This window comes from Kitasatospora sp. NPDC001603 (assembly GCF_040298365.1).
In the GTDB taxonomy this organism is placed as follows: domain Bacteria; phylum Actinomycetota; class Actinomycetes; order Streptomycetales; family Streptomycetaceae; genus Kitasatospora.
Genome location: NZ_JBEPAA010000027.1, coordinates 63243 through 89506 on the forward strand (window position 1 = coordinate 63243; position 26264 = coordinate 89506).

Here is a 26264-nt window from a genome sequence, read left to right on the forward strand (position 1 = left end):
CCCGGGCAGGACCACGACGCCGCACGTGCCGCGTCCCGGCACTGCCGCCATCCATGACCGGCCGTTCCCGGCCGACGAGTCCGCCCGATCCTGGCGTCCGTCCTCCCCCAATCCGTCCAGGAGTTCCTCGTGGGTGAGATCCACCATGCCGACCTCGGCTGGGTGACGCCGGCGGTTTCGTACTTCGTCGCCTGTCTGGGCGCCTTCGTCGCCCTGCGCAGCGCCCGCTGGGCCCTGGTCTCGTCGGGCCGCACCCGGACGTACTGGCTGCTGTTCGCGTCGACGTCGCTCGGCGCGGGCATCTGGTCGATGCACTTCATCGCGATGCTCGGCTTCTCCGTCACCGGGGCCGAGATCACCTACCGCCCGGGCCTGACCGTGCTCAGCCTGCTCGTCGCGATCGCGGTGGTCGGGCTCGGCATCTTCACCGTCGGCTACAGCCGCCACCCCCGCACCGCGCTGCTCGCGGGCGGTCTCACCACCGGCCTCGGGGTGGCCGCGATGCACTACCTCGGCATGGCCGCGATGGTCCTGCCCGGCCACCTCGGCTACGACCACACCACGGTGGGGCTCTCGGTCGCCATCGCGATCTTCGCGGCGACGGCCGCGCTCTGGGCCGCGCTGAACATCAAGGGCACCGTCGCCGTCCTGGCCGCCGCCCCGGTGATGGGCGTCGCGGTGTGCGCCATGCACTACACCGGGATGGCGGCGGTCTCCGTCCGGCTCGACGCCGAACAGGGCACCCAGGGCGGTGTGATGGCGCTCCAGTTCATCTTCCCGCTGGTGGTCGGGCTGGGCTGCTACATCTTCTTCGGCTCGCTGGCCTTCGCGGTCTCGCCGAGCCGGAGCACCCTCAACGCGCAGCCGGTGCTGATCGGCCGGGCCGCCCCGCTGGCCGGCCGCGGGCGCTGAGCGCCCGGTCCGGTGGGGGCGCCGGCCCCGGCGCGACGCCCCCACCGGACCGTCCTCGTTCCGGCCGATCGCTACTCCGGCCGATCGCTACTCCGGCCGGTCGCACTGCGGCCGCCCGCTACTCCGGTCGGCCGAGCAGTCCCGTCAGGTGCTCCGGCGTCGCCACCGGGCAGACCTTGTGCACGAAGTCGCGCCGCAGCCGGTGGTAGGGCTCGCCCTCCCGGTAGAAGTTGCGGTGCATCCGCCGCAGCTCCTCCGTCCGGTGGTCGGCCAGCGGCCGCGCCTCCTCGTCCTCGGCCCGGCGGCGCTTCTTCTCCACCAGCCGGCCGGTCAGCTCCGGCGAGCCGGCCAGCGCGGCCGCCTCCCGCTCGACCCAGCCCCGGAACTCGGCCGCGCCGCCGCCCGCCGTCCGGTCCACCAGGCCGAGCCGCTCGGCCCGGGCCGCGCCCACCGGCAGCGTCTGCGTGGTCAGCTGCTCCGCCTGCTCGGCGCCGACCCGCCGGGGCAGCGTGTACGTCCAGTACTCGGACCCGTAGAGGCCCATCAGCCGGTAGTGCGGGTTGAGCACGGCCGACTCGCGGCACCAGACCTCGTCGGCGGCGATCGCCAGCATCAGACCGCCGGCGGCCGCGTTCCCGGCCAGCGCCGCGACGGTGAGCTTGTCGGTCGTGGTCAGCACGGCCTCGACCAGGTCGTCCATCGCGTTGATGTTCTCCCAGGACTCCAGCGCCGGGAACGACGCCCCCTCGATCACGTTGAGGTGGATGCCGTTGGAGAAGAAGTCCCGGGCCGCGCCGAGCACCAGCACCGAGGTCGGCCGGTCGGCCGCCTCCCGGTAGGCGGCCAGCAGCCGGCGGCACTGCTCGGTGCTCATCGCCCCGCCGGCGAAGGAGAATTCGAGGAAACCGACGTCCTCCCGCTCGTGGTAGCGGATCTCCGCCCAGGTGTCCCGCCCGGCCGCCGAGGCCGGGGTGACCGGCACCTCGCGGACCCGGTGGAGGTGGTCGGCGAGCACCGTCGCGGCCGGCAGCTTGAAGGTGGCCGGCCCGCCGGGCGTCCGCCGCGGGCGCAGCTGCGGGATCCAGACCGCGCCGTCCGTGGTGGCCCGGCAGATCGCGCCGTCCCGCTGGGCGATCACCGCGCCGGGCCGGGCGCCGCGCAGCTCGTCCTCGGGGTGGCCGCCGTGCAGGAAGTACTCGCGCCCGTACAGTTCGTCGAGCACGCCCGGCTGGGAGTCGCCCGCGCGCAGCTTGCGCAGCACGGTGGCGGTGTCGTCGGCCTCCCAGTCGATCCGGCGGGCCTCCTGCTTGAGGAAGGGCCGCAGCCGGCCGCCCACGTCCGGCCGGTCGTAGTCGAGCGGTTCGGGCGTGAACAGCCCGCCCTCGAAGCGGCTCACCGCGAGCAGCACCGCCTCCACGGCGGCGTCCGCGACCTCGCCCCGGTACAGCTCGCTCTTGCCGCAGGCCCGCACCGGGAAGTCCACGGACGCCCAGATGTCCCCGGCGTCCATCTCCTCCACCGCCTGGAGGACGGTCACCCCCCAGCGTTCGGCGCCCTCGGTGATCGCCCAGTCGAGCGAGGAGGGACCCCGGTCGCCCTTCGGGCCGGGATGCACGATCAGGACGGTCCGGGTCGACCAGACGTCCCTCGGGATCGCCTTGGTGAGCATCGGGCAGATGATCAGCTCGGGGTCGGTCCGGGCCACGGCGGCCCGGACCGGCTCGTCGCCGAGCGCGAGCTGTACGGCCACCTCGTGACCGCGCTCGCGGAGTTCGGTGTGGACGCGCTGGGTCAGGCTGTTGAACGCGGTGGCGATCAGAAGAACGCGCAAAGGGGGCCTCCGGGCAGTGACTGACGTCGTGCGCGGAGGCGATGAAACCAGGGCATGGACACGTAACGATTACGGACGGCGCTTCTCCGGCCGACCCTCACCCACCTCGCACACCTGTGCCGACAGCACCCCGTACATTTCGCCCGATCTCCTCACGACCTCCCGATTCCACACCGGGTCGGCCGCTCACCGGGGGAAGGCGCGCCGGGCCCGCCAGGTGGTGTGCTCGCGCGAGACGGCGTCCTCCGCCTCGGCGGCCAGCCGGGCCCAGCGGGCCTCGGCGTCCGGGGCCTTCAGATCGAGGTCGGAGAGCTGGTTCCCGACGTTCTCCAGCTCGCGTGCGGCCAGCTGGTACGCGGCGGCCAGCGGGCGCAGCTGCTTCAGCTGGGTCCAGGCGATCACCGCGGCGGCCGCCGCCGAGCTGGCCCCGAAGACGTGCACCGGCAGCGCGCCGACCGCCTGCGCGATCGCCGCCGCCGCCCCGATGATGATGAGCGCGGCGATCCCCAGCCCCCAGGAGACCGCCTGCGTCTCGCACGCCTCGGCCCGCGAGCGGTACCAGGTGCGCTGCCCCTCGACCCGGGTGCGCAGGTAGAACGTCCGCCGTGCGACCAGGCTCTCGGCGCGCACCCGGCGCATCTCCGGGGTGATCTCCACGGTGGTGTCCGGCGGCACGATCTCCGGGTCCTCGAAGGCGTGCAGCACGTCCTCCATCTGGAGCAGGTAGCCGCGGTCCACCTCCGCCGACTCCGCCTCGCCGTCGAACGGCCGGGCCCGCATCGAGTACTTCCAGGCGAGCGTCTTGACCGACTCGGCCGCCGCCCGGGCCTCGTACCACCGCCCCTGCGGGTTGCTGCGGCGCAGCCGTGACCAGAAGTATCCGGCCACCAGGAACGCCACCACGGAGAAGAGCGGCGTGATGTCGCTGTCTCCCCGGTGCTCGGGCCCCGGCAGCGAGCCGACCACCGCGGCGATCACGAGCATCCCGATCAGCCCCCGGTACCAGCGCAGTGTCTCGCGCTGACCGTCCAGCGAGGCCTGGTCCGCCGTCCGGAACAGCTCCGGCAGCAGCCTCGCCTCGTCTCCCCCGGGCGGATCCTGTTGCACCATCGGTAGAGCCCCCTCCCCGTCTCCCGTCCAGGCAGTATGCCCAACGCCAACTGCCCTACACAGTGCCATTTTTGGCAGGTCCATCAAGTCGGTCATTGATCGCACGTCAGGTAACCGATATAACGGGTTACATGGCTCTGCACTGGAAGCTCGTCATCGACTGCGCCGACCCCCACCGCCAGGCCGCCTTCTGGGCCGCCGCCCTCGACTACACCGTCGAGGACCACAGCGCCCTGATCGCCCGCCTGCTCGCGGCCGGCGCCGTGACCCCCGACCTCGTCACGGAGACCGACGGCCGCGCCGCCTGGCGCACCCTGGCCGGCGTCCGCCACCCCGACGAGCCCTTCGACCCGGTCAGCGGCACCGGCCTCGGCCGCCGCCTGCTCTTCCAGCAGGTCCCCGAGGCGAAGACCGCCAAGAACCGCCTCCACCTCGACCTCCACCCCGGCCCCGACGCCCGCGGCGCCACCGTGGAGCGACTGGAGGCCCTCGGCGCCACCGTCCTGCGCGCGGTCGACGAGCCCGGCGGCTCCTGGACGGTCATGCAGGACCCTGAAGGCAACGAGTTCTGCGTCCACTAGGGAGTGCCCCGGCCCCCGCGAACGCACCGGGCCCCTCCCCGCACGAAGCGGGGAGAGGCCCGGCGGGACGATCGGTGGCGACCTCAGCCGCGCGGGGTGGAACCGCGCGGGCCCCACCCCTCCCGGCCGTCCGGGTCGTCCGGGTAGGTCGGATCGATCCGTTCGTCCGGCGGTCGCGGGAGGAACGGGAGCCGCGGCATCCCCTCGGAGCGGGACCACGTTCGATAGTCCGCCCCACCTTCGTAGAGCCGACCCTCCCACTGAGGCTCGGCCGGGCGGAAGTCGGGCGGCGGCACGTCGGCGACGGCGAGCAGGTCGAGCAGCAACCGCGTGGTCAGGGGCCCGTCGAGCTGCTGGGTCGCCTCCTCCGCCCCCCAGCGGATCACGGTCTCCGCAGCCCGGGTCAGCCCCTCCGCGCTGGCGGTCGGCAGAGCCAGGGCCAGGGCGGCCCGGACAATCTCGACGGCGTCCTCGGAACGCACGCGTCACCGCCTCCTGTCACACACGATGCAGCCCCCGGTCCGCCCGGAGAGCATGAGAACGATCCGACCGGCGTTCTGCACCTGGCGCAGGCACTCGTGCCGGTCGAGGTGGGCGTACTGCTGGGTCGACATAAGGTCGCGGACGAAGACCTCCCAGTGGTCCTGGGCCCTCGTCCAGTCGTTGCGGTGCACCACCCGAACCCAGGCGTCGATGAACTCCTGCTGCGCATAGGTTCCGTGGAAGTACGGGCCGAGGTCGTCGATCAACCCCGGCGGCCGCAGGCGCCGACTCAGCGGGCGGCGCGTGAACATGCTGTTGGTCGAGATCGCCTTCACGCTGCTGATCCGCTGGGCGATGATGTGGCCCGCAAAACCACCGATGATGGCAGGGACGAGGAGCCAGCCGAGCAGGGACGCCACCCAGAGCAGCACGTGCTCCGGCGCGTCGATCAGGGTGAAGACCTTGTAGACGGCGAGCGGATTGTCCGCCCGGGCCGCGAACACGAACAGGGCCCCCATGGCCACAGCCATGGGCAGGCCCCAGTCGATGATCCACTGCGTGGTCCCGCCGAGCGCCTTCCGAGAACGCCACACCCGGCGTATTCGCCGCGACAGCTTCTGCCGCCCGGCCGGAAGCTTCAGATGCCCTGGAATCGGAATGGGTCCGACTACCAACTGCTCCCCCCACCTGATCGCACGCCGACCCGGCGGCCACCTCACCAGCGACGCCGTCGGCGTGGCCGATTCTGCCCCAGTCCGGCCCCGCCATGCGGCGAGAGCGCGAAAGCGGCCCCGTTCCCTCCACGGGGAACGGGGCCGCGACCGGTAGAACTACGGCTCAGGAAGGCGATGAAGCCGATGCCGTTGGCGACGGAAGCGACCACTGTCTCGGGCAGTGGGTGAGGATCGGCGACGGATGGAGAGGACAGCTGACTCGGCGTGACTACACGGGAGCCGAGGGAAGGTCCGTCAGAACACGCTTGGCCTGATCACTCGCGCAGAAGCCGAGGCTGATGAGGGTGACGCTCTCCCCAGCGCCGAGCGGCGTCCGGCCGTGCGGCGTAAGTGCCCCGTCGAAAACGACACCGCCGCCCACGACGCGCCGCATTCGAGGTAACCGGCGGCGCTGAGGAAGACGGTGGCACTTGCCTTGTCGGCCCCCGCGCGCCGGGCGTGTTTGAGGCAGATGATCAGATTGGCCTCGCCGAACCGGGCCTCGTCCACGTGGAAGTCGAGGAACTGGCCTGCCGTGTAGCCGAGATAGACCCCGGTGTGCGGTTGCTCGACTTCCAGGCCAGTGGACCGTGCCACGAGTGCGGCAAGGTCGACCTGGGCTGCGAAGTGGTTCGCGGCCTCGCCGACGGCCGCGTTCCGCTTGCCGTTGTGCTGGTACCCGGCGACGGAGAGGGCCCGCTGGGCCTCCGTCGCCATGGCAGTGACCAGTTCGGTGGGGAGGGGCTGGCCCCACAGGTGGCTGGGTGGTACCCGCTGGTGCACGGCGAGGCTCTGCACCGCGTTCCGGATGGAGGGGAACTCGTCGTGCCACCGGGTCGGGTTACCGACGGCAGTGTGGGCCTGGAGCCAAGCCGTCCACCGCCTGCTCGTCTCCACCACGGGAACGGCCCTCGCCCGCTACCTCCAGAACGGCCCGAGCGTCTCGCTCGACTCCTGGTGACCTGGTTCCCGTACGTGAGCGATCGGATCGCCACCAGCCCCGCCCGAGCCCATGACCGCAGTACGACGCAGGTGACCCCGCAATCCAACGACGGTGGCCCCGCACTCACCAGGAGTTCGGGGCCACTGCGACAGCCAGTACTGCGGCTCAGAGCAGGCCGAGGGCCGGCATCAGGTAGTAGAAGGCGAAGACGGCCGAGACCGCGTACATCGCGATCGGCACCTCGCGGCCGCGCCCGGCGGCGAGCCGCAGGACGCAGAAAGCGATGAAGCCGAAGCCGATGCCGTTGGTGATGCTGTACGTGAACGGCATCATCACGATGGTCAGGAAGGCCGGGATCGCGATCGTGTAGTCGGCCCAGTCGATCTCCTTGATCGAGTTGGCCAGGATCAGGAAGCCGACGGTGACCAGGGCCGGGGTGGCGGCCTGGGCGGGGACCATGGTGGCGAGCGGGGTGAGGAAGAGCGCGACCACGAAGAAGGCGCCGGTCACGATCGAGGCGAAGCCGGTGCGGGCGCCCTCGCCGACGCCGGCCGTGGACTCCACGAAGCAGGTGTTGGCGGAGGAGGAGGTCGCGCCGCCGGCGGCGGTGGCGATGCCGTCCACCATCAGGATCCGGTTGATGCCGGGCAGGTCGCCCTTGGCGTCCAGCAGGTGCGCCTCGTCGGCGACGCCGAGGATGGTGCCCATCGCGTCGAAGAAGCAGGACATCAGGACGGTGAAGACGAAGAGGACGCCGGTGAGGACACCGACCTTCTCGAAGCCGCCGAACAGGCTGACCTTGCCGACCAGGCCGAAGTCGGGCGCCGCCACCGGGTTGCCGGGCCAGCTGGGGACGGTGAGGCCCCAGCTCGTGGCCGGGATGTCGGCGACCTTGTCGATCACCACGGCGAGGCCGGTCATCACGACGATGGAGACCAGGATCGCGCCGGGCACCTTGCGGACCACCAGCACCAGGGTGAGCAGCAGGCCGAGCACGAAGACCAGCACCGGCCAGCCGAGCAGGTGGCCGTTGCCGCCGAGCTGGAGCGGGACGGTGGTGTGGGCGGCGTCCGGGATGCGGCTGACGAAGCCGGAGTCGACCAGGCCGACCAGGCTGATGAAGAGGCCGATGCCGATCGCGATCGCCTTGCGCAGGCCGAGCGGGACGGCGTTCATGACGCGCTCGCGCAGACCGGTGGCGACCAGGATCATGATCGCGAAACCGGCCAGCACCACCATGCCCATGGCGTCCGGCCAGGTCATCTTGGGCGCGAGCTGCAGCGCGACGATGGTGTTGACGCCCAGGCCGGCGGCGAGGCCGATCGGGACGTTGCCGATCACGCCCATCAGCAGGGTGGTGAGACCCGCGGTGAGCGCGGTCGCGGTGACCAGCTGGGCGCTGTCCAGGTGGGCGCCGGTCATGTCCGTGGCACTGGCCAGGATGATCGGGTTGAGCACCAGGATGTACGCCATGGTGAAGAAGGTGGCGATGCCACCGCGGATCTCGCGCGGCAGGGTGGAGCCGCGCTCGGAGATCCGGAAGTAGCGGTCCAGCGCGCCGGCGGGGGGCTTCGGCGCGTTGGAGGCGGGCTCGGGCGACTCGGTGGTCGGCTGGGCCACAGGCATGCGTGCGTCCTCTGGTGGGGGCTGAGGAGGGGGACACCCGGAGCGACGGTGGCGGCCGGGCGGGCCCGGTGGGACGGGCACGAACACAGGCGTCCTGGGCATGGCGCGGCCAACCGGAATCACAAGTATGAGTTCCCCAATCGCACACGCGCTATCTTCGCGCGTAGAACGATCACACCCGAGGAACCGCGGGGTGGCCGCCGGCCCGGGCGCGCCCCGACCGCCGCGGCGATGCCGGGGCCACCCGCCGAAGGTGTCCGGGACCGGCCCGCGTGGTGGCGGACAACCGCACCCCGCCCCGTACGCTAGGCCTCATGCCGAAGAGCCCGCTGCACCCCTCGCCCCCGCCCTTGGAGGCCAACGACGTCGCCATCGTCGGCGGTGGCACGGTGCTGTGGTTCGTCGCCTTCCTGGTCCTGCTCCCCTTCCAGGGCACCCTCTCCGACCACGGCCACGGCAGCTGGCCGTGGATCTGCCTGTCCGGCGCCGGCCTCGGCCTGATCGGCCTCTGGTACTGCCGCGCCCGCCGGGACGCCATCGCCCGCGACCGGGCCGCCGCGGCCGCGGCGCAGGCCGCCGCCGGTGACGGCGGCGACCCGGCCACCCAGTCGGACTGAATAGTCCTTTAGTAGCACGCATCGGACATAAGGCGCCCGTAGAGTCGGTGCCATGACGCACCCTGCGCAGCCTGCCGAAGAGACGCCCGGGGACCGGCACGACGGCGCCCACCCGCTCGGCCTGCTGCCCGGCCGGCGCGGCGGACTGAGCACCGCGGAGGTCGCCGAACGGGTCGCCCGCGGCGACGTCAACGACGTGCCGGTGCGGTCCAGCCGCTCCACCCGGGAGATCGTCCGGGCCAACGTCTTCACCCGGTTCAACGCGATCATCGGCGTGATGTTCGGCATCATCCTGGTCGTCGGACCGATCCAGGACGGACTGTTCGGCCTGGTCATCGTGGCGAACACGGCGATCGGCATCATCCAGGAGATGCGCGCCAAGAAGACCCTGGACAGCCTCGCGCTGATCGGCGAGGCCAGACCGCAGGTCCGCCGGGACGGCGCCGTCCAGCAGATCGCCACCGGCGAGATCGTGCTGGACGACACCGTGCTGCTCGGCACCGGCGACAAGGTGATCGTCGACGGCGAGGTCACCGAGGCGGACGGTCTGGAGATCGACGAATCGCTGCTCACCGGCGAGCCCGACTCGGTCCTGAAGCAGCCGGGCGACCAGGTGATGTCCGGCAGCTTCGTGGTGGCCGGCGCGGGCGCGTTCACCGCCACCAAGGTCGGCCGGGAGGCCTACGCGGCGCAGCTGGCCGAGGAGGCCAGCCGGTTCTCCCTGGTCAAGTCGGAGCTGCGCAGCGGCATCGACAGCATCCTGCGGTTCATCACCTGGCTGCTGATCCCCACCGCGATCGGTCTGATCATCAGCCAGCTCGCGGTGGAGGGACGGGACTGGAGGGAGGCCGTCCGGCGGATGATCGCCGGCATCGTGCCGATGGTCCCCGAGGGACTGGTGCTGCTGACCTCGGTCGCCTTCGCGATCGGGGTGGTCCGGCTGGGCCGCAAGCAGTGCCTGGTGCAGGAGCTGCCCGCGATCGAGGGCCTGGCCCGGGTGGACACCGTCTGCCTGGACAAGACGGGCACCCTCACCGAGGGCGGCATGGACGTCGTCGAGCTGCGGACCCTGCCGCCGGGGCCGGAGGCCGACGGCCGGCCGAGGGCGGACGCGCCGCCGGGCCGGCCGGTCCTCTCCGACCCGGAGGTCGTCAAGCAGGCGCTCGGGGTGATGGCCGGCGCCGACACCCGCCCCAATCCCTCCATGCAGGCCGTCATCGACGCGTACGGCAGGGGCGACACGGAGCACGGCAACGGCGGCGGCTGGCGGGTGATCGAGGCGATGCCCTTCTCCTCCGCCCGCAAGTGGAGCGGTGTGCAGCTGCTGGAACCGCAGGGCGGCGAGGCCAGCTGGCTGCTGGGTGCCCCGGACGTGCTGCTGCCCGCCGGCCACCCGGCCCTCACCGAGGTGGACGAACTGGGCACCAAGGGGCTGCGGGTGCTGCTGCTCGGCCGCACGCCCGTCCCGCTGGACTCCCCGGACCCGGCCGCCGACCTCCAGCCGCTCGCCCTGGTGGTGCTCCAGCAGCGGCTGCGCGAGGACGCCGCCGACACCCTGCGCTACTTCGAGGGGCAGCGCGTCCGGGCCAAGGTGATCTCCGGCGACGCCGCCGTCTCGGTCGGCGCGGTCGCCTCGCACCTGGGCCTGCCCGGCGCCGACCACCCGCTGGACGCCCGCACCCTGCCGACCGATCCGCAGGAGCTCGCCGACACCGCCGACCGGACCAGCGTCTTCGGCCGGGTGACCCCGCAGCAGAAGCGCGACCTGGTCGGCGCGCTGCAGTCGCGCGGGCACACCGTGGCGATGACCGGCGACGGCGTCAACGACGTGCTGGCGCTCAAGGACGCCGACATCGGCGTGGCGATGGGCACCGGCAGCGACGCCACCCGGGCGGTCGCGCAGATCGTGCTGCTGAACGACTCCTTCGCCACCCTGCCGTCGGTGGTCGCCGAGGGCCGCCGGGTGATCGGCAACATCGAGCGGGTGGCCGGGCTCTTCCTGGTGAAGACGGTCTACTCGGTCCTGCTCGCCCTCCTGGTGATCTTCACCCACTCGCCGTACCCGTTCCTGCCCCGGCACTCGACGGTGCTCTCCACCCTCACCATCGGGATCCCGGCCTTCTTCCTGGCGCTGGCGCCCAACAACGAACGGGCCAGGACCGGCTTCGTCCGCCGGGTGCTGCGGATGGCCGTGCCGGGCGGGATCATCGCCGGCACGGCCACCTTCACCGCGTACGCGCTGGCCCGGGCCGACCACGCCACGGACCTGAAGTCCGACACCAGCGTGGCGACGCTGACGCTGTTCCTGGTGGCGTTGTGGGTGCTGGCGATCGTGGCCCGGCCGTACAACTGGTGGCGGCTGCTGCTGATCGCGACGATGGGCGGGGCGTTCACGCTGGTGCTGACGGTCCCGTGGCTGTCCGACTTCTTCCAGCTCTCGCTCTCCGGCACCCGGGACCCGTGGATCGGTGTCGGCATCGCCCTGGTGGCCGGACTCCTGCTGGAGGTCTCCTGGCGGATCATGCGGCGGAAGGCGGATGATTGACCCCGAAGGGGGTCCTGAATGGCGCGCAGGGGTGGGGACTTGGAGGCGTTCACCGCCTTCCTGGGGGGAATGCTGGCGGCCGGGGCGGCCGGGCTCGCCCTGGTCGGCGCCGATGCCCTGATCGAACCGGGGCCGTGGCTGCGCAAGGCCGCGCCGGTGGTGGTCGCGGTGCTCTGGCTGACCGTCACGGTCGGCCTCTACCGGTGGCTGGGCGCGGCCGCCCGGACCGGCTGGACCGGGGCACGGGCGCCCGGGCCCGGCTCCCGCCCCGCCGGCCGGGACGGGCACCGGGCGGCCCACCCGCGCCCGGCCGGAGCCGACCGGGCGCCGGCCCGCCGCCCCGGCCGCGGGCCCGCCAGCCCGGTCAGCCCTCGAAGTCCCGGGCGGCCGAGAGCTCGTAGGCGCGGTCCGGCTCGGTGAGCGCGGCCAGCACCTCGAACCGGCGGTGCCACTGCCCGACCGACCAGGCGAGACCGGCCGCCAGACCCTCCGGGGTCGCGGCGTGCAGCAGCCCCGGCACCGGCGGCAGCTCGAACTCGTCGTCCTCGTCCGCGGCTTCGGCGGCGTCCGGGTCGTAGGGCGCCTCCGGGGCGTCCGCCGCGGTGTCCCACCGCCAGTCCACGGCGGCCTCCTCGCCGTCCGGGCCGACCACCAGCAGCTCCTCGTGCTCCTCGTAGGCCACCGGGCAGCCGGGCAGCAGCTCGCGGACCACGGCGGGCACCCGGTGCAGCTGCCCCTCGGAGAGCACCCGGCCGCCGGCCACCTCGCTGGCCAGCGAGACGTGCAGGCGCTCGGCGAGGTCGGCGGCCAGCGCCGGGGCGACCGGCAGCAGCGGGTACGGGTGGAGCAGCTGGACGAGGTCCGGGGCATCGGCGACGACCGCCTCGGTGGCGTCCACCAGCACCGTGTGCGCGGGTCGGCGGCCGGTCTCCCGGTCCAGCGGCGGCAGCGCCCGGACGACGTCCAGCGGCTCGATCCGGTCCGCCGCCACCCGGGCCAACGCGCTGTGGATGCCGTGCAGTTGACGGTGCCCGACGACGGAGGCCGGGTCGGTGAGCCGGTCCAGCAGCTCGTCCGGCCCGTGCGGTTCGGCCAGCAGCGCGGTCAGCGTGGTGCGCACCCCGAGCGCGTGCAGGAACTGCTCGTCCAGCGTCGTCCGGGCCTCCTCGAAGAGGCCGCGCAGCAGCGGGTCGGCCCCTGCCGCCCGCAGCCCGGCCGGCTCGCGGCCGTCCAGCACCGGGTGGTCGCGCAGCCACCACGCGGTGTACGGCGGCAGGTCCGCGTACGAGCCGTCGGGCAGCAGGGTGCGGACGGGGTTGACCACGGCCTCCCGGTACGGCGGGCGGGCGAGGGCGGCGAGCGCCTGCGGCCACGCGTCGTCGTCCACCAGGTCGAGGTCGCGGACGACCAGCAGTTCGGCCGCGACCGGCGGGACACCGACCGGGTCGGCGTCGTCGGCGTGCAGTGCCTCCAGGGCGTCCTCGGCCCACTCGGCGAGGCCGTCGGGCGCCTCGTCCAGCAGCCCGGTGGGGTGGCCGCCGGCCGCGCGGTCGGCGGGGGCGGTCGGGTCGAGCCGCTCCAGGTCGTCCGGGTCGAGCACCACGTCCTCGGCGCGGACCAGCACGAAGTCGGCCAACACCCCGACAGCGGTCAGGACTTCGGGGCCCCAGCGGTCCAGCAGCTCGTCGTCGATCCAGCCGGCGTCCTCCTCCCGGGCCAGTGCGGCGAACGGGCTGTCCGGCAGGATCAGCTCACCCGCGCGGGCCGGCTCGCCCTCGTCGTCCAGCAGCGCCAGCCGGGCCAGCCACGGGTGCTCGCCGACCGCCGGAGCCGCTGCCTTGACCAGGGCGAGCACGGACTCGGCGACGTCGGTGGCGGCGTCCAGGTCGTCCTCGGCCAGCTCGTAGGAGCGGGCCACGGCGGCCCGCACCTCGGGAGTGTCCAGCACCCCGGCCGGGGTGGCGGTGCCGGCGCCGAGCTTGGCCAGCAGCGGGTGCGCCGCCTCCGGGTGGGCCAGCCGCAGGTCGAGCAGGGCCAGCGCGCCGGCCAGCGCCTCGGGGTAGCCGGGGAAGGCCGCCCAGTCGGCGTCCTCCGAGGGCAGCAGGACCCGGCGCGGACCGGTGACCGTCCGGCCGTCGGCGAGCGGCACCGGCAGCGCGCCGAGCGCCTCCGGGTCGGCCGCGCCGAGCGCCGCGTAGAGGTTGCGCCACCAGGCGGGCTCGCGGTCCAGGCCGCCGAGCTGGTCGACCACGTCGGCCAGCGGCACCCGGCGCACGTTCAGCACCCGCAGCTCGGTGCGGCGCTCCAGGCCGGCCGGCAGCAGGCCGGGGAAGATCGGGGCCAGCGCCTCGACGACCGAGTGGTCCGCGCCCTCCAGCACCGTGGCGTCCCGGGGCCGCAGCGCGGGCGTGCCCTCCTCGACCGGTGCGGTGTGCGGCAGGAACGGCGTGCCGGGCAGCCGGGCGAGGATGCCGGCCCGCAGCGCGTTGTCCAGCGCGCCCTGGCCGAGCGGGCCGGGGACGAGCCCGAGCGAGCCGAGGTCGCCGCCGCGGGCGCGCAGCAGGTCGGCGTAGCTGTCGGCGGCGCGCTCGGTGACGAAGTCGGCGAGCGGGCCGGGGGCGACGTGCCGGCGGGTGGAGTCCAGCGGGTAGGAGGCGATCAGCAGCGCGGGCAGGCCCAGCGGTTCGTCGCTGGGGGTGGGCGCGTGCAGCACCGGGGCGATCCCGGTCGGCTGCGGGCTGCCGTCGGCGGCGACCGGGACGGCCCAGGTCACCGTCCAGTACGGACGGGCGCGCTCCTCGGTGGGGCGGTCGGCGAGCAGCGCGGCGTCCAGGGCGCCGGAGGCGCCGGCGGTCTGCCAGACGGTCTGCCGCAGCCGGCCGCCGGCGTCGTCGGTGACGGTCACCTCGGCGACGCCGTCGGGGCGCGCCTCGGCGGCGCCGCGGGTGAGGGTGCGGGTGCCCTCCTCGGTCTCCACCACGATCTCGGCGAGCCCGGGCAGGGTGAGCAGCAGGGCGTCGTCGATCCCGGCCAGCAGCCGGCGGGTGAGGTCCTCGGCCGCGGCGTCGCGCAGCGGCAGCACGACCACCGTGTCGTACCCGGCCGGGGCCGGGCCCTCGGCCGAGAACGGCAGCCGCAGCAGCGGCACGTGGCCGTCGCGGCGGCGCAGCTCCTCGCCGAGCGCCGGCTGCGCCTCGGCCAGCGCGCGGGCCTCGCCGAGCGACCAGCGCACGCCGCCGTCGGCACCCAGCACGGCGGGCTCGTCGGTGACGGCGAGGACGGCGGCGAAGCCGACGCCGAACCGGCCGACGGTGGGCTGCTCGTCGGCGCGCTTAGAGGAGGCGCGCAGGGTGGAGAGCGACTCGACGGCGGCCGCGTCCAGTGGCGCACCGGTGTTGGCGGCGGCCAGCACACCGTCCGCCAGGGTCAGCCGCAGCCGGCCCGGGGCACCGCCCGCGCGGGCCGCCGCGTCGGCCGCGTTCTGCGCCAACTCGACGACCAGCCGGTCACGGTAGCCGCCGAGGGCGAGCTCCTCCTCGGCGTTGGCGTCCTCCCGGAACCGGGCCGGGGAGGCGGCCCAGGCGTCCAGCACCCGGCGGCGCAGGACGGCGCTGCCGAAGGGGTCCGCGTGGTGCTCGTCCGTGCCGCTGCCGATGATCCGAGGTTCCACTGGAACTGCCACCCTCCGCCGCCCTGTACTTCGTACGGGGGGCATTCTCCCCCGCCCGGGCACTCCCTGCGGACCGGGCCCGGGCCGTGGCGCCGTTCCGCCCGGTGGGGGCGGTTCCGGGCCGCTGCCGGGCCCGGTCCGGGAACAGCCGGGCTCGGGAACGCGGCCCGGCTCAGGAGCCACCGGACTCAGGAGTGGCCGGACTCAGGAGCCACCGTGCTCAGGAGTGGCCGAGCTCCTCGGCCGGGGCGTCGGGCTCCACCGAACCGGAGGTGCGGTCGGGGTGCAGCTGGAGCGGCTCGACCACCAACTCGTCCAGGATCAGCTCGGACGGCGCCGGCGGGGCCGGGATGACGGCCGCCTCGGAGTGCCCGCCGCAGCCGTACGCGAAGGAGACGATCTGACCGTCGGCCGGGCCGAACTCGTTGCCGCAGACGCCGAAGGCCTGACCGAGCGAGCCGCCGATCGGGACGAGGAAGCCGCAGCTCGCGCAGGAGGCCGGCGCGGCCTGTGCCATCGGGGTCTGCGGGCCGTGCGCCTTCTCCCAGCGGTCGGCGGCCAGGTGCAGCCCGAGCCGGGAGAGCACCCGGCTGCGGCCCAGGCCGAGCTCCTCGGCGAGGGCGCCGATCTGGGCGCGGGCCGGGGCCGGCTGGACCGACGGGTCGGAGACGACCACGTCCTCCTCGGCCAGCGCCACCACGGAGTTCGGGGCCGGCTCGTCCTCGCCGGTCCAGCCCGGCTCCAGGCGCAGGTCGTCGGCGTCGGTGGGCAGCAGGTCCCCGGGGCCCATGTCGCCGGGGCGCAGCCGCTCGCTCCACGGCACCCACTGCGGGGCCAGCACGGCGTCGTCGCCCGGCAGCAGCACGACCTCGTCCAGGGTCACGTTCTTGGCGCGGGGGGCGCGGGCCACGGTGACCGCCCAGTGCCAGCCCCGGTATGCCGCGTCCAGGCACTCGAAGGTGTGGGTGACGACGCGGTCGGCATCCGCCTGGACGCCGAGGTGCGCCCCTACGGTCTCTGCTCCGACGGCCTCGTCCGCTGCCTGCCGGGCGAGTTCGACGGCCTCGGCACAGAGCCGATCGGGGGTACGGCTTCGCATCGCAGCACTCACGGCGTCGATTCTCTCCCAGTTCTTCTGTTGCCCACGGCGTGTTGCCTGTTCCGTCGCGGCTCGGTTTCCCTCGACCATTCTGCGCGACCACGGGCCGCCGCGGATACCGGCCGCGCCGCCCGTCCGGTCCTCCGGAGTCCGGCGCGCGTTCGGGCGGACCCTGGGCAGGCTACCCGCCGGTCGGCCACCCGGCACAGTCCGGGGCGCCCGCCGGCTCCGGAAGGGCCGCGCCGAGCGGAGCGGAATCCCGCGTCGCAGTACCGATTCTGGGGCAGGATGGGCTTGTGGCGGACGAAAAACCGTCGCAGCACGCACTGCGCGCCTCGCAGGCCGGCAGCCCCGACGAGGCGAACGCCGTGCCGCGACAGCAGGCTCCGGCCCCCGGTGCGGGCGAACCGCACCAGGTGGGCGCCTCGGCGGTGCCCGGACGGGACGGCGACGGGCCGCCGGTGGATCTCGTGAAGCGCCCGGACCGGCCGGCCGACGAAGCGTCCGACGCCGCCGGAGAACTCGACGGCGCGCCCGAGGCCCGCCGACACTTCCTGGTCCGCACCGCCTCCGCGGCCGGCGCCCGAACCGGAAAGGTCGTACACGGCACCGGCCGGCGGATCCGCCGGGCGACCTCCGCCGAGGGCGCCGGGGAGTCCGGCCTGGCCAAGCTGATCGAGCTGCACGCGCTGAACTCCTTCGGCGACATGCTGATCACCGTGGCGCTGGCCTCCACCATCTTCTTCTCCGTCCCCACCGGCGAGGCGCGCGGCCGGGTAGCCCTCTACCTGTTGATCACCATGGCGCCGTTCGCGCTGCTGGCGCCGGTGATCGGCCCGCTGCTGGACCGCCTGCCGCACGGTCGGCGGGCCGCGATGGCGATGTCGATGCTGGCCCGCGCGGTGCTGGCGTGGACGATGGCCGGCACGGTGTCCGGCGGCGGGCTGGCGCTCTATCCGGAGGCGCTGGGCGTCCTGGTGGCGTCCAAGGCGTACGGGGTGGTGCGCAGCGTGGTGGTGCCACGCCTGCTGCCGAGCCGGCTGTCACTCGTGAAGGCGAACTCCCGGGTCACCCTGGCCGGGCTGCTGGCCACCATGGTGGCGGCCGGGGTCGGCGGGGTGCTGCACCTGATCGGGCCGGGCTGGCCGCTGCGCGGCGCCTTCCTGGTCTTCGTGGTCGGCACCCTGATGGCCTTCCACCTGCCGCACGAGGTGGACTCCGCCAAGGGCGAGCAGCGGGCCGTCCTGCACGCCGAGGCGCACGGCGAGCCCGCCGCCGTGCCGGGCGCCGAGGAGGCCAGGAGTGCCGGCACCCCGAAGGCGTCCCTGCGCACCGTCGGCCCGTCGGTGATCCTGGCCCTGCGGGCGATGTCGGCCCTGCGCTGGCTGGTCGGCTTCCTGGTGATGTTCCTGGCGTTCCTGCTGCGCGAGGAGCCGGTCGGCGGGCTGCAGCCGACCCTGGCGCTCGGCCTGGTGGCGCTGGCCGCCGGCACCGGCAACGCGCTCGGCTCGGTGCTCGGCTCCTGGCTGCGGACCCGCGGCTCGGAGGCGACGGTCACCGCGATGCTGCTGCTGGCCACCTGCGCGACGGCCGCCGCCGCGCTCTGGTACGGCGTGGTGACGGTGGTGGTGGTCGCCGCCGCGTCCGGGGTGGCGGCCTCGCTGGGCAAGCTGGCGCTGGACGCGCTGATCCAGCGGGACGTCCCGGAGTCGGTGCGGACGTCGGCCTTCGCCCGCTCGGAGACGCTGCTGCAGCTGTCCTGGGTGGCCGGTGGCGCGGTCGGCATCCTGCTGCCGCTGGACGGCGCGCTGGGGCTCTCGGTGGCGGCCGGCGTGGTCGGCGTGGTGCTGCTCTGGACGGTTCGCGCGCTGCTCAAGGTGGGCACCCGGCGCCGCGCGACCGCCCCGCGGGTGGCCTAGCCCCGCGCCGCCCCCCGCACCGCCCCCGGGCCGCAACACGCGGTTGCCGACCCCCGCGTAGCGTGATCGGCAAAGCCCGGTAGCCTCTGACGCATGAGCCTCAGCACCCGTGTCATCGCCGCCGTCGGCGCCGTCGTCGTGATCGGCGCCGGCACGGTCGGCGGGTCCATCGCCTACGCGACGGGCCAGGAAGAACCCTCCAGCCACCGTGTCACCCTCACGGTCGGCCGGTCCTCCATGGAGGTCGGGCCGTTCTGCTTCAACGACGGCAAGCCGCTGACCGACGAGCAGCAGGAGGAGTGCCAGAACCGGGCGAGCAAGGCGCTGGACGAGGGCAAGCTGCCCTCCTCCGACGTGGTCGCCAGCGACCAGCTCGGCCTCGGCGTGACCCCGGACGTGGCCGACCGCGGCTGGTGGGCCAACACCAACGGCGGCCAGCAGGCCCAGGGCGGCCGCTTCATCCTCGCCTCGGCCGCCAAGGGCTCGACCTACTCCGGCTCGGTGTCGGCCTCCAAGGCCCTCAACGCCTCCGGCAAGACCCTGGTCACCGTGGTCGAGTCGGACCCGAAGCAGCCGGACGCGATCTACGGCGTCTGGTACTTCCAGCTGAACACCCAGGACGCCTGACCGGCCGTCCGATGACCGCGCGACTCCACGACGACGAGCAGTCGGCCCCCGGGCGGGGCCGACTGCTCGTCGTCGTCGCGGTGCCGGCCGAGGCCGCCGCCGTGCTGCGGGGCCTGGGCCGCCGCGAGGACGGCGCGGAGGCCGTCCCGGTGCCGGTGCCCGGCGGCGGGCTGCACCGCGCCGAGCACCCCTCGGGGGTCACGGTGGACGTGCTGGCGGGCGGGGTCGGCCCGGCCGCCGCCGCCTCGGCCGCGTCCGCCGCGCTCGCCGTCGGCCAGTACGACCTGGTGCTCTCGGCCGGCATCGGCGGCGGGTTCGCCCCGGCCGCGCCGGTCGGCGCGACCGTGCTCGCCGAGGCGATCGTCGCCGCCGACCTGGGCGCGGAGACCCCGGAGGGCTTCGCCGACGTCACCGAACTGGGCTTCGGGACGGTGCGGCACACCCCCGCCCGGGCCGCCGTGGCCCGCGCCGCCGAGGCGCTGGGCGCCGCGGCCGGCGACTCCCCGGTGGTCACCGGCACCGTGCTCACCGTCTCGACGGTGACCGGCAGCGCCGCCCGCGCCGCCGCCCTGACCGCCCGCCACCCCGACGCGGTGGCCGAGGCGATGGAGGGCTTCGGGGTGGCCGAGGCCGCCGCCCGGCACGGGGTGCCGGTCTTCGAGCTGCGCACCGTCTCCAACCCGGTGGGCCCCCGCGACCGGGCCGCCTGGCGGATCGGCGAGGCCCTCGCCGCGCTGGAGCGGGCCTTCACCGCGCTCCCCTACCCGGAGCTCCTGACCACCTCCGAGGAGGCCCGCCGTGGCTGAACGGCTGACCATCGCCCACTCGCCCTGCCCGAACGACACCTTCGTGTTCCACGCCTGGACGCACGGCCTGGTGCCCGGCGCGGACGCCCCCGAGGTCACCTTCGCGGACATCGACGTCACCAACGGCCTGGCCGAGCGCGGCGAACTGGACCTCCTGAAGGTCAGCTACGCCGCGCTGCCCTGGGTGCTGGACGAGTACGCGCTGCTGCCCTGCGGCGGCGCGCTCGGCCGCGGCTGCGGCCCGCTGGTGCTCACCCGCCCGGAGACCGGCGACGACCTGAGCGGCCGGACGGTCGCCGTCCCCTCCGAGCGGTCCACCGCCTACCTGCTGTTCCGGCTCTGGGCGGCCAAGGCGGTGCCCGGCGGCCTGGGGAAGATCGTCGTCCTGCCGTTCCACGAGATCATGCCCGCCGTCCGGGACGGCCGGGTGGACGCCGGCCTGGTGATCCACGAGGCCCGCTTCACCTACCGGCAGTACGGCCTGCGCAGCCTGGCCGACATGGGCGAGGCCTGGGAGCGCGAGACCGGCCTGCCGATCCCGCTCGGCGCGATCATCGCCAGGCGCTCGCTCGGCGCCGAACGGCTGCGCGCGGTCACCGAGGCGATCCGCGCCTCCGTCCGCCAGGCCTGGGCCGACCCGTCGGCCAGCCGGGAGTACGTGCTCGCGCACGCCCAGGAGATGGACCCGGCCGTCGCCGACCAGCACATCGGCCTGTACGTCAACGAGTTCACCGCCGACCTCGGCGAGGACGGCTACGCCGCGGTGCGGGCGCTGCTCACCCGGGCCGCCGCCGAGGGGCTGGTACCCCCGCTCGACCCGGGTGCGCTGGACGCCTGAGGACGGCCGGACCGGCCTACACGTCGAACTGGTCGGCCACCGCGCGCAGCACCCCGGCCAGCTTCTGGCCGGTCGGCTTGGCCGGGTAGCGGCCGTGCTGGAGCCCGGGCAGCACCGCGTCCATCATGGTGATCAGGTCCTGCACCAGCGCCGCCATGTCGTCCGCGCTCTTGCGGGTGGCGGCGGCGACCGACGGCAGCGCGTCCAGCAGCTGCACGGCCATCGCCTGGTCGCCGCGATGGCCCGCGACCACGCCGAACTCCACCCGCTGGCCGGGCTTCAGCACGGTGACACCGGCGGGCAGCGCCTTGGTGTGGACGAAGACGTCGCCGCCGTCGTCGCGCGAAAGGAAGCCGAAGCCCTTCGTCTCGTTGAACCACTTCACCTGGCCGGTGGGCATCTCGAACAGTCCTCGATGTGGGTGTGAGGGATCCCGGCCCTGGCCGGGGATCACTGGGTGGTGGAGGGCGGGCCGACCTCGGCTCCGCGCCCGTGGGGCGCTCATGGTCAGCACGCTGTGGAGAGCAGACTAACGGTCAGTCACTGCCTCATCCGCGATCCGCGGAGGATCCGTACCGGGCTCTGGTGGCCACCGGCGACCAGGTACTGGCACGGCCGGGACGCGGCTTCGCGCTTTCCACTGGCTCACACCCCCGGTCTGAGGAGACGGGGCGCACCTGTCGCACCCCTCGGCACAGCGTGCATACCCCCGCCCAGCAGGGATCAAAACTCCCAGCTTCCGGGAAACTGCGCAACGTGACCGGACGGGTCGCCCCCGAAACCGTCCGCCGCCGGCGCGGGTGGCGTCCTCTGCCAGACTGGGACGGCCGACCGACCGCAGAGGAGCACCCCAGTGAGCAGCCAGAGCGCCGACCGCGGCGACGCCTACGTCAAGGCCGGAGCGATCGTCTTCGGGTTCGGCGCGCTCGCCACCCTGGTCACCTTCGTCCCGCTGTTCCTGCACCTGACGCCGCTGCCGACGGCCGCGTACTGGCTGAGCATGCTGATGCCGCTGGGCTTCCTGCTCGCCCTGACCGGCCTGCTGCTCTCCGCCCGCGCCCAGCGCCGCCGGGTGCACGCCGGGGCCTGACCGGCCCGTGCCCTAGCCGACCGGCCGCGCGGCCAGGTGGCCGGCCAGCCACTCGGGGAAGCCGGTGAGGTCGGCCAGCACCACGTCCGCGCCCGCCGCCAGCAGGTCCTCGGCGCCGTACGGCCCGGTCGCCACGCCGACCGCCACGGCGTCCGCGTGCTTGGCCCCCCGGATGTCGCCGAGGTGGTCGCCGACGTACACCGAGGCGCCGTGCTCGCGCAGCGCGACGCCCTTGGTCTCCGCCCAGAGGTCCCCCACCAGCGCGTCCGCGTGCAGCCCGGCGTGCTCCAGGTGCAGCCGGGCGTTCGGCTCGTACTTGCCGGTGATCACCACGACCCGGCCGCCGTGCGCGCGCACCGCGTCGATCGCGGCGTGCGCGCCGGGCAGGGCGACGGTCGGGGCGAAGGCGAGGTCCCGGTACAACACGCGGTAGCGGTCGGCGACCGCCTGCACCCGCTCGGCCGGGAACCAGTTGCGCAGTTCGTCCAGCAGCGGCGGGCCGAGCCGGGTGACCACGAGGTCGGCGTCGATGTGCGCGCCGGTCTCCGCCGCGAGCGCCAGATAGGTGGCCCGGATACCGGGCCGGGTGTCCAGCAGGGTCATGTCGAGGTCGAAGCCGACGGTGAGCGGGACGTCCGGGGTCGCAGGCATGCCGCCAGGCTATCCAACCCCGCCGCCGGAACGGCCGGCTCCGTCCCGGTCCGGCTCCCGGCCGGGGTCCGGAGCGATTTGCCCCGGCTTCTCCGTGGAACTTAGGTTTGCCTGAGCTATCTGCGAGAGAGAGCCATGACCGACACCACCGCGCCGACGGCCGCACCCCGGTCCGCACCCGCGCCCGGCACGCGCCCGCTGCCGCGCCGCCGAATACTGTGGCTCGCCGCCGCACTGGCCCTGCTGGCCGCCGCCGTCCTGCTCAGCCTGGCCGTCGGCAGCCGCACCATCCCGCTCGGGGAGACCCTCGACGCCCTGTGGCACGGCGGGGACACCACCAACGCCGTGGTGGTCCGCGAGCTGCGGGTGCCGCGCACGGTGGTCGGTCTCGCGGTGGGCGCGGCGCTCGGCCTCGCCGGCGCCGTCATGCAGGGCATCACCCGCAACCCGATCGCCGACCCGGGCATCCTCGGCGTCAGCCAGGGCGCGGCGGCCGGCGTGGTCCTGGCGATCTCCGCGTTCGGCGTCTCCACCCTCACCGGGTACGTCTGGTTCGGCTTCGCCGGGGCGGTGATCGCCACCGTGCTGGTGTACGGCCTGGCCGGCCGGGGCCGGGGCGGGGCGACCCCGATCAAGCTGGCGCTGGCCGGCTCGGCGATGTCGGCGTTCATCGCCTCGCTCAACACCATGGTGCTCACCACCGACGCCGCCGCGATGGACCAGTTCCGGTTCTGGCACGTCGGGTCGCTCTCCGGACGCACCGCCGACGTGGCCTGGCAGCTGCTGCCCTTCCTGCTCGTCGGCACCGTCCTGGTGTTCGCGGTGGCGCGGGGGCTGGACGCGCTGGCGCTCGGCGACGACACCGCCAAGGGGCTCGGTGCCAGGACCGGCCTGGTGCGGGCGGTCGGCGCGCTCGGGGCCACCGTGCTGACCGGCTCGGCGGTCGCCGCCGCCGGTCCGATCGCCTTCGTCGGACTCGCCGTGCCGCACGCCGCCCGGGCGGTGGCCGGGGCGGACCACCGCTGGGTGCTCACCTTCTCCGCCGTGCTCGGCCCGGCGCTGCTGCTGCTCGCCGACGCCTTCGGCCGGGTGCTCTTCCCGCCGTCCGAGGTGCCCGCCGGGGTGATGACCGCCCTGGTCGGGGTGCCGGTGCTGGTCGCGCTGGTCCGGCGCCGCACGGTGGTGGCCGCGTGAGCGCCTCCGCCGTCCCGCTGCGGGGCTACACCGTGCTGCGCGCCGGGCGCGCCTCCTTCCTGCTGCACCGCCGCTCCGCCGTCGCGGTGCTCGGCCTGCTGCTGGCGCTGGCCGCCACCGTCGTCGCCTCGCTCTGCCTGGGCGAGTCCACCGTCTCCCCGGCCGAGGTGGTGAAGGTGGTGCTGGGGCGGCCCAGCCCGCACGAGCTGGTGGTCGGCGAGTTCCGGCTGCCCCGGGTGGTGGTCGGACTGCTGGTCGGCACCGCGCTCGGCCTGGCCGGCGCGCTGGTGCAGACCGTCGCCCGCAACCCGCTGGCCAGCCCCGACGTGGTCGGCGTCTCCTGGGGCGCCACCGCCACCGTGGTCGGGCTGATGGCGTACGGCGTGGTCGGCTCCGCCGGCCAGGTGCCGTGGGCCGCGGTCGCCGGCGGCCTGGTGGCCGGAGTGCTGGTGTACGCGCTGGCCTGGCGGCGCGGTCTGCACGCCCAGCGGTTCGTACTGATCGGCATCGGCATCAGCGTCGCGCTCTCCTCGCTCACCTCGGTCTTCCTGACCAAGGGCGACGGCTTCCAGGCGCAGGCAGCGAAGGTCTGGATGACCGGCAGCCTGAACGGCTCCGGGTACGACCAGGCCGGCTGGCTCGCCTGGGTGCTGCTGGCCGCCGTACCCGTGGCGCTCTGGGCGGCGCGGGCGCAGCGTTCGATCTCCTTCGACGACGCCACCGCCGTCGGGCTGGGCCTGCGGCTGGACCGGATCCGGCTCGGCATGGGGCTGCTCGGCGTCGTGCTGGCCTCCTGTGCGGCGGGCGCGGCCGGGCCGGTGGACTTCGTCGCGCTGATGGCCCCGCAGATCGCGCTGCGGCTGGCCCGCTCGGCGCAGATCCCGCTGTTCTGCTCGGCCCTGACCGGTGCGCTGGTGGTCGTCCTGGCCGACCTGCTGGCCCGGCGGCTGCTCTCGCCCACCGAGCTGCCGGTCGGCGTGGTGACCGGCCTGGTCGGCGCGCCGTACCTGATGTGGCTGCTCGTCCGATCCCGCCGTGGAGGTTCCTGATGTCCGCCCGTCCGACGCCGGCCCACCGTCTCGAAGCCCGGGGCCTGACCCTCGCCTACGAGGCGCGCACGGTCGTGGAGGGGCTGGACCTGACCGTCCCGGACGGCCGGGTGACGGTGATCGTCGGCCCGAACGCCTGCGGCAAGTCGACGCTGCTGCGCGCGCTCGGCCGGCTGCTGAAGCCGGTGCGGGGCGCGGTGCTGCTGGACGGCGCCGAGCTGGCGCGCGTCCCGACCAAGCGGATCGCCCAGCGGATCGGGCTGCTCCCGCAGTCCCCGACCGCGCCCGAGGGCATCTCGGTGGCCGACCTGGTCTCCCGCGGCCGCCAGCCGCACCAGAGCTGGTGGCAGCAGTGGTCGGCCGAGGACGAACGGGCGGTCGCCGAGGCGCTGGAGCGCACCTCCACCGCCGAACTGGCCGAGCGCAGCGTGGACGAGCTGTCCGGCGGCCAGCGCCAGCGGGCCTGGATCGCGATGGCGCTCGCCCAGGGCACCGACATCCTGCTGCTGGACGAGCCGACGACGTTCCTGGACATCGCGCACCAGGTCGAGGTGCTGGACCTGGTCCGGCGGCTCAACGTCGAGCGCGGGCGGACGGTGGTGGCCGTGCTGCACGACCTCAACCAGGCCGCCCGCTACGCCGACCACCTGGTGGCGATGCGCGCCGGCCGGATCGTCGCACAGGGTCCGCCGGCCGAGGTGGTGACGGCGGAGCTGGTGCGCGAGGTGTTCGGTCTGGACTCGGTGGTCGTGCCGGACCCGGTGACCGGTACCCCGCTGGTGGTCCCGGGCGCGCCGTGGGCGGTGAAGGCCGACGCCTAGCGGGCAATTCGGACATAATCGACGCGCCCGCGGCCGCCGCGGGTACGCCCGTTCCCTGTCCGCCCCGCCCGAGGACCGCCGAGGACCGCCGATGCCCCCGATCACCCGCCGCACCCTGCTCGCGGGGCTCGGCGCCGCCGCCCTCGCCGGGTGCAGCACCCGGCAGACCGCCCTGCCCGCCGACAGCGCCGCCGCGACCGTCACACCGAGCCCGACCCCGGTGCCCGAGGCCACCGTCACCGCCGCGACGGGCCCGGTGACCGTACCGGGCGCACCGATGCGCGTCGTCACCCTGGACACCGCCGAGCTGGACTCCGCGCTGACCCTCGGCATCACCCCCGTCGGCGCGGCCCTGGCACCCCTGGACTCCGGGTTCCCCGACTACTGGCCCACCTCCCGGCTCGCCGGGATCACCCGGGTCGGCGACATCGGCGCCCCGGACCTCGCCGCGATCCGCGCCCTGCGGCCCGACCTGATCCTCTCCAACCAGGCCCGCGACGGCGGCCGCTACGACCAGCTGCGCGAGATCGCCCCCACCGTGCTGACCCAGACCACCGGCTACCCGTGGAAGGCGAACGTCCAGCTGCACGCGCAGGCGCTGAGCCGCCAGGACGCGGCGGAGGCCTTCGTCGGCTCCTACCAGCGGCATGTCTCCCAGGTGATCCAGGCGCTCTCCAACGCCAAGGCGTCCGGACGCCGGATCAGCCTGGTCAGGTTCATCGAGGGCGGCGGCATCCGGCTGTACGCCAAGCAGAACTTCCTCGGCACGGTGCTGGCCGACGTCCAGCTCGGCCGGCCGGACGCGCAGAACGTCGACCAGTTCGACGTCGAGATCCCGGCGGACCAGATCACCAGGGCCGACGGCGACCTGCTGCTGTACGCCACCTACGGCGACCCGGGACGGGCCGGCACCAGGGCCGTACTGGCCTCCCCCGCCTGGCAGGGCCTCGGCGCCGTACGCGCCCACCGGGCCTTCGAGGTGGACGACCAGCTCTGGTTCCAGGGGATCGGGTACACGGGGGCCAACTTCGTCCTCGCCGAGCTCCAGCGCTTCCTGGGGGCCTGAGGCGGGCCGCCCCGGGCGGCGGGGCCGGGTACCCGGCGGTCTTCACCGAATCGGACAATGATCACTACACCGG

24 protein-coding genes are annotated in these 26264 nt (G+C 74.3%); 14 read left to right on the forward strand and 10 right to left on the reverse strand.

Annotated features, from left to right (window positions below; genetic code table 11):
• Positions 1-129: 129 nt before the first annotated feature.
• Entirely contained in the window at positions 130-912 is a 783-nt protein-coding gene (locus tag ABT263_RS18715; protein WP_352291457.1) for an MHYT domain-containing protein, read from the forward strand.
• A gap of 118 nt (positions 913-1030) precedes the next feature.
• Here ABT263_RS18715 and ABT263_RS18720 read toward each other — a convergent pair whose 3' ends face one another.
• On the reverse strand, positions 1031-2743 hold the full coding sequence (locus ABT263_RS18720) for a hydrogenase maturation protein (protein ID WP_352291458.1): 1713 nt from the start codon (positions 2741-2743) through the stop codon (positions 1031-1033).
• A 186-nt stretch (positions 2744-2929) separates the two neighbouring features.
• On the reverse strand, positions 2930-3853 hold the full coding sequence (locus ABT263_RS18725; protein WP_329489183.1) for a DUF4231 domain-containing protein: 924 nt from the start codon (positions 3851-3853) through the stop codon (positions 2930-2932).
• A 131-nt stretch (positions 3854-3984) separates the two neighbouring features.
• On the opposite strand from ABT263_RS18725, the gene ABT263_RS18730 reads away from it, so the two are divergent.
• Positions 3985-4434, forward strand: a complete 450-nt coding sequence (locus ABT263_RS18730) for a VOC family protein (protein WP_352291459.1) — start codon at positions 3985-3987, stop codon at positions 4432-4434.
• Positions 4435-4517: 83 nt separating this feature from the next.
• Here ABT263_RS18730 and ABT263_RS18735 read toward each other — a convergent pair whose 3' ends face one another.
• From ABT263_RS18735 to ABT263_RS18750, 4 genes are all read right to left on the reverse strand, one after another.
• Entirely contained in the window at positions 4518-4916 is a 399-nt protein-coding gene (locus ABT263_RS18735) for a hypothetical protein (protein ID WP_352291460.1), read from the reverse strand.
• Positions 4917-4919: 3 nt separating this feature from the next.
• Positions 4920-5510, reverse strand: a complete 591-nt coding sequence (locus ABT263_RS18740) for a DUF6313 family protein (protein WP_352291461.1) — start codon at positions 5508-5510, stop codon at positions 4920-4922.
• A 375-nt stretch (positions 5511-5885) separates the two neighbouring features.
• Positions 5886-6428 (reverse strand): hypothetical protein, encoded by a 543-nt coding sequence (locus ABT263_RS18745; protein ID WP_352291462.1) that lies wholly within the window; start codon positions 6426-6428, stop codon positions 5886-5888.
• A gap of 310 nt (positions 6429-6738) precedes the next feature.
• Positions 6739-8199, reverse strand: coding sequence for an NCS2 family permease (locus ABT263_RS18750; protein ID WP_352291463.1), 1461 nt, complete (start codon positions 8197-8199; stop codon positions 6739-6741).
• Between the two features lie 314 nt (positions 8200-8513).
• On the opposite strand from ABT263_RS18750, the gene ABT263_RS18755 reads away from it, so the two are divergent.
• The 3 genes from ABT263_RS18755 to ABT263_RS18765 are packed head-to-tail and all read left to right on the forward strand — an operon-like array spanning position 8514 to position 11781.
• Positions 8514-8816: a DUF2530 domain-containing protein gene (locus ABT263_RS18755; protein WP_352291464.1), complete on the forward strand. Its 303-nt coding sequence runs from the start codon at positions 8514-8516 to the stop codon at positions 8814-8816.
• A 52-nt stretch (positions 8817-8868) separates the two neighbouring features.
• Positions 8869-11361, forward strand: coding sequence for an HAD-IC family P-type ATPase (locus tag ABT263_RS18760; protein WP_352291465.1), 2493 nt, complete (start codon positions 8869-8871; stop codon positions 11359-11361).
• Between the two features lie 18 nt (positions 11362-11379).
• On the forward strand, positions 11380-11781 hold the full coding sequence (locus ABT263_RS18765) for a hypothetical protein (protein ID WP_352291466.1): 402 nt from the start codon (positions 11380-11382) through the stop codon (positions 11779-11781).
• Here the strand turns inward: ABT263_RS18765 and ABT263_RS18770 are convergent.
• Both ABT263_RS18770 and ABT263_RS18775 read right to left on the reverse strand, forming a co-directional pair.
• Positions 11726-15031 (reverse strand): sacsin N-terminal ATP-binding-like domain-containing protein, encoded by a 3306-nt coding sequence (locus tag ABT263_RS18770; RefSeq protein ID WP_352291467.1) that lies wholly within the window; start codon positions 15029-15031, stop codon positions 11726-11728. The two genes, ABT263_RS18765 and ABT263_RS18770, sit on opposite strands and share 56 nt — an antisense overlap.
• 220 nt (positions 15032-15251) lie before the next feature.
• On the reverse strand, positions 15252-16130 hold the full coding sequence (locus ABT263_RS18775) for a DUF3027 domain-containing protein (RefSeq protein ID WP_329492206.1): 879 nt from the start codon (positions 16128-16130) through the stop codon (positions 15252-15254).
• A gap of 554 nt (positions 16131-16684) precedes the next feature.
• On the opposite strand from ABT263_RS18775, the gene ABT263_RS18780 reads away from it, so the two are divergent.
• The 4 genes from ABT263_RS18780 (at position 16685) to ABT263_RS18795 (ending at position 20320) form a co-directional block, all read left to right on the forward strand.
• The gene (locus ABT263_RS18780; RefSeq protein WP_352291487.1) at positions 16685-18049 is read left to right on the forward strand and encodes an MFS transporter; all 1365 of its coding nucleotides are present in this window, start codon (positions 16685-16687) and stop codon (positions 18047-18049) included.
• 93 nt (positions 18050-18142) lie between these two features.
• On the forward strand, positions 18143-18676 hold the full coding sequence (locus ABT263_RS18785) for a hypothetical protein (protein ID WP_329489176.1): 534 nt from the start codon (positions 18143-18145) through the stop codon (positions 18674-18676).
• A gap of 11 nt (positions 18677-18687) precedes the next feature.
• On the forward strand, positions 18688-19482 hold the full coding sequence (locus ABT263_RS18790) for a futalosine hydrolase (protein WP_352291468.1): 795 nt from the start codon (positions 18688-18690) through the stop codon (positions 19480-19482).
• Positions 19475-20320: a 1,4-dihydroxy-6-naphtoate synthase gene (locus ABT263_RS18795; RefSeq protein WP_329489174.1), complete on the forward strand. Its 846-nt coding sequence runs from the start codon at positions 19475-19477 to the stop codon at positions 20318-20320. Before ABT263_RS18790 ends, ABT263_RS18795 begins: the two co-directional genes overlap by 8 nt.
• Positions 20321-20336: 16 nt before the next feature.
• Here ABT263_RS18795 and ABT263_RS18800 read toward each other — a convergent pair whose 3' ends face one another.
• The gene (locus tag ABT263_RS18800; RefSeq protein WP_329489173.1) at positions 20337-20720 is read right to left on the reverse strand and encodes a cold-shock protein; all 384 of its coding nucleotides are present in this window, start codon (positions 20718-20720) and stop codon (positions 20337-20339) included.
• A gap of 453 nt (positions 20721-21173) precedes the next feature.
• Here ABT263_RS18800 and ABT263_RS18805 point away from each other — a divergent pair, with 453 nt between their 5' ends.
• The gene (locus ABT263_RS18805) at positions 21174-21410 is read left to right on the forward strand and encodes a hypothetical protein (protein ID WP_329489172.1); all 237 of its coding nucleotides are present in this window, start codon (positions 21174-21176) and stop codon (positions 21408-21410) included.
• Positions 21411-21422: 12 nt separating this feature from the next.
• Here the strand turns inward: ABT263_RS18805 and ABT263_RS18810 are convergent, their stop codons facing one another.
• On the reverse strand, positions 21423-22061 hold the full coding sequence (locus tag ABT263_RS18810; protein WP_329489171.1) for an HAD family hydrolase: 639 nt from the start codon (positions 22059-22061) through the stop codon (positions 21423-21425).
• Positions 22062-22196: 135 nt separating this feature from the next.
• On the opposite strand from ABT263_RS18810, the gene ABT263_RS18815 reads away from it, so the two are divergent.
• The 4 genes from ABT263_RS18815 (at position 22197) to ABT263_RS18830 (ending at position 26191) form a co-directional block, all read left to right on the forward strand.
• Positions 22197-23255 (forward strand): FecCD family ABC transporter permease, encoded by a 1059-nt coding sequence (locus tag ABT263_RS18815; RefSeq protein ID WP_352291469.1) that lies wholly within the window; start codon positions 22197-22199, stop codon positions 23253-23255.
• Entirely contained in the window at positions 23252-24304 is a 1053-nt protein-coding gene (locus ABT263_RS18820) for a FecCD family ABC transporter permease (RefSeq protein ID WP_352291470.1), read from the forward strand. Before ABT263_RS18815 ends, ABT263_RS18820 begins: the two co-directional genes overlap by 4 nt.
• Positions 24304-25125, forward strand: a complete 822-nt coding sequence (locus ABT263_RS18825; RefSeq protein ID WP_329489168.1) for an ABC transporter ATP-binding protein — start codon at positions 24304-24306, stop codon at positions 25123-25125. The genes ABT263_RS18820 and ABT263_RS18825 overlap by 1 nt, the downstream gene beginning before the upstream one ends.
• 91 nt (positions 25126-25216) lie before the next feature.
• Positions 25217-26191, forward strand: coding sequence for an ABC transporter substrate-binding protein (locus ABT263_RS18830; RefSeq protein ID WP_352291471.1), 975 nt, complete (start codon positions 25217-25219; stop codon positions 26189-26191).
• Positions 26192-26264: the final 73 nt, after the last annotated feature.

Excerpts from the sequence above, each read along its gene's own strand:
- ABT263_RS18725 (WP_329489183.1), bottom strand. The coding sequence starts at position 3,853 with ATGGTGCAACAGGATCCGCCCGGGGGAGACGAGGCGAGGCTGCTGCCG.
- ABT263_RS18730 (WP_352291459.1), top strand. The coding sequence starts at position 3,985 with ATGGCTCTGCACTGGAAGCTCGTCATCGACTGCGCCGACCCCCACCGC.
- ABT263_RS18750 (WP_352291463.1), bottom strand. The coding sequence starts at position 8,199 with ATGCCTGTGGCCCAGCCGACCACCGAGTCGCCCGAGCCCGCCTCCAAC.
- ABT263_RS18755 (WP_352291464.1), top strand. The coding sequence starts at position 8,514 with ATGCCGAAGAGCCCGCTGCACCCCTCGCCCCCGCCCTTGGAGGCCAAC.
- ABT263_RS18760 (WP_352291465.1), top strand. The coding sequence starts at position 8,869 with ATGACGCACCCTGCGCAGCCTGCCGAAGAGACGCCCGGGGACCGGCAC.
- ABT263_RS18765 (WP_352291466.1), top strand. The coding sequence starts at position 11,380 with ATGGCGCGCAGGGGTGGGGACTTGGAGGCGTTCACCGCCTTCCTGGGG.
- ABT263_RS18775 (WP_329492206.1), bottom strand. The coding sequence starts at position 16,130 with ATGCGAAGCCGTACCCCCGATCGGCTCTGTGCCGAGGCCGTCGAACTC.
- ABT263_RS18785 (WP_329489176.1), top strand. The coding sequence starts at position 18,143 with ATGAGCCTCAGCACCCGTGTCATCGCCGCCGTCGGCGCCGTCGTCGTG.
- ABT263_RS18790 (WP_352291468.1), top strand. The coding sequence starts at position 18,688 with ATGACCGCGCGACTCCACGACGACGAGCAGTCGGCCCCCGGGCGGGGC.
- ABT263_RS18800 (WP_329489173.1), bottom strand. The coding sequence starts at position 20,720 with ATGCCCACCGGCCAGGTGAAGTGGTTCAACGAGACGAAGGGCTTCGGC.
- ABT263_RS18810 (WP_329489171.1), bottom strand. The coding sequence starts at position 22,061 with ATGCCTGCGACCCCGGACGTCCCGCTCACCGTCGGCTTCGACCTCGAC.
- ABT263_RS18815 (WP_352291469.1), top strand. The coding sequence starts at position 22,197 with ATGACCGACACCACCGCGCCGACGGCCGCACCCCGGTCCGCACCCGCG.
- ABT263_RS18825 (WP_329489168.1), top strand. The coding sequence starts at position 24,304 with ATGTCCGCCCGTCCGACGCCGGCCCACCGTCTCGAAGCCCGGGGCCTG.
- ABT263_RS18830 (WP_352291471.1), top strand. The coding sequence starts at position 25,217 with ATGCCCCCGATCACCCGCCGCACCCTGCTCGCGGGGCTCGGCGCCGCC.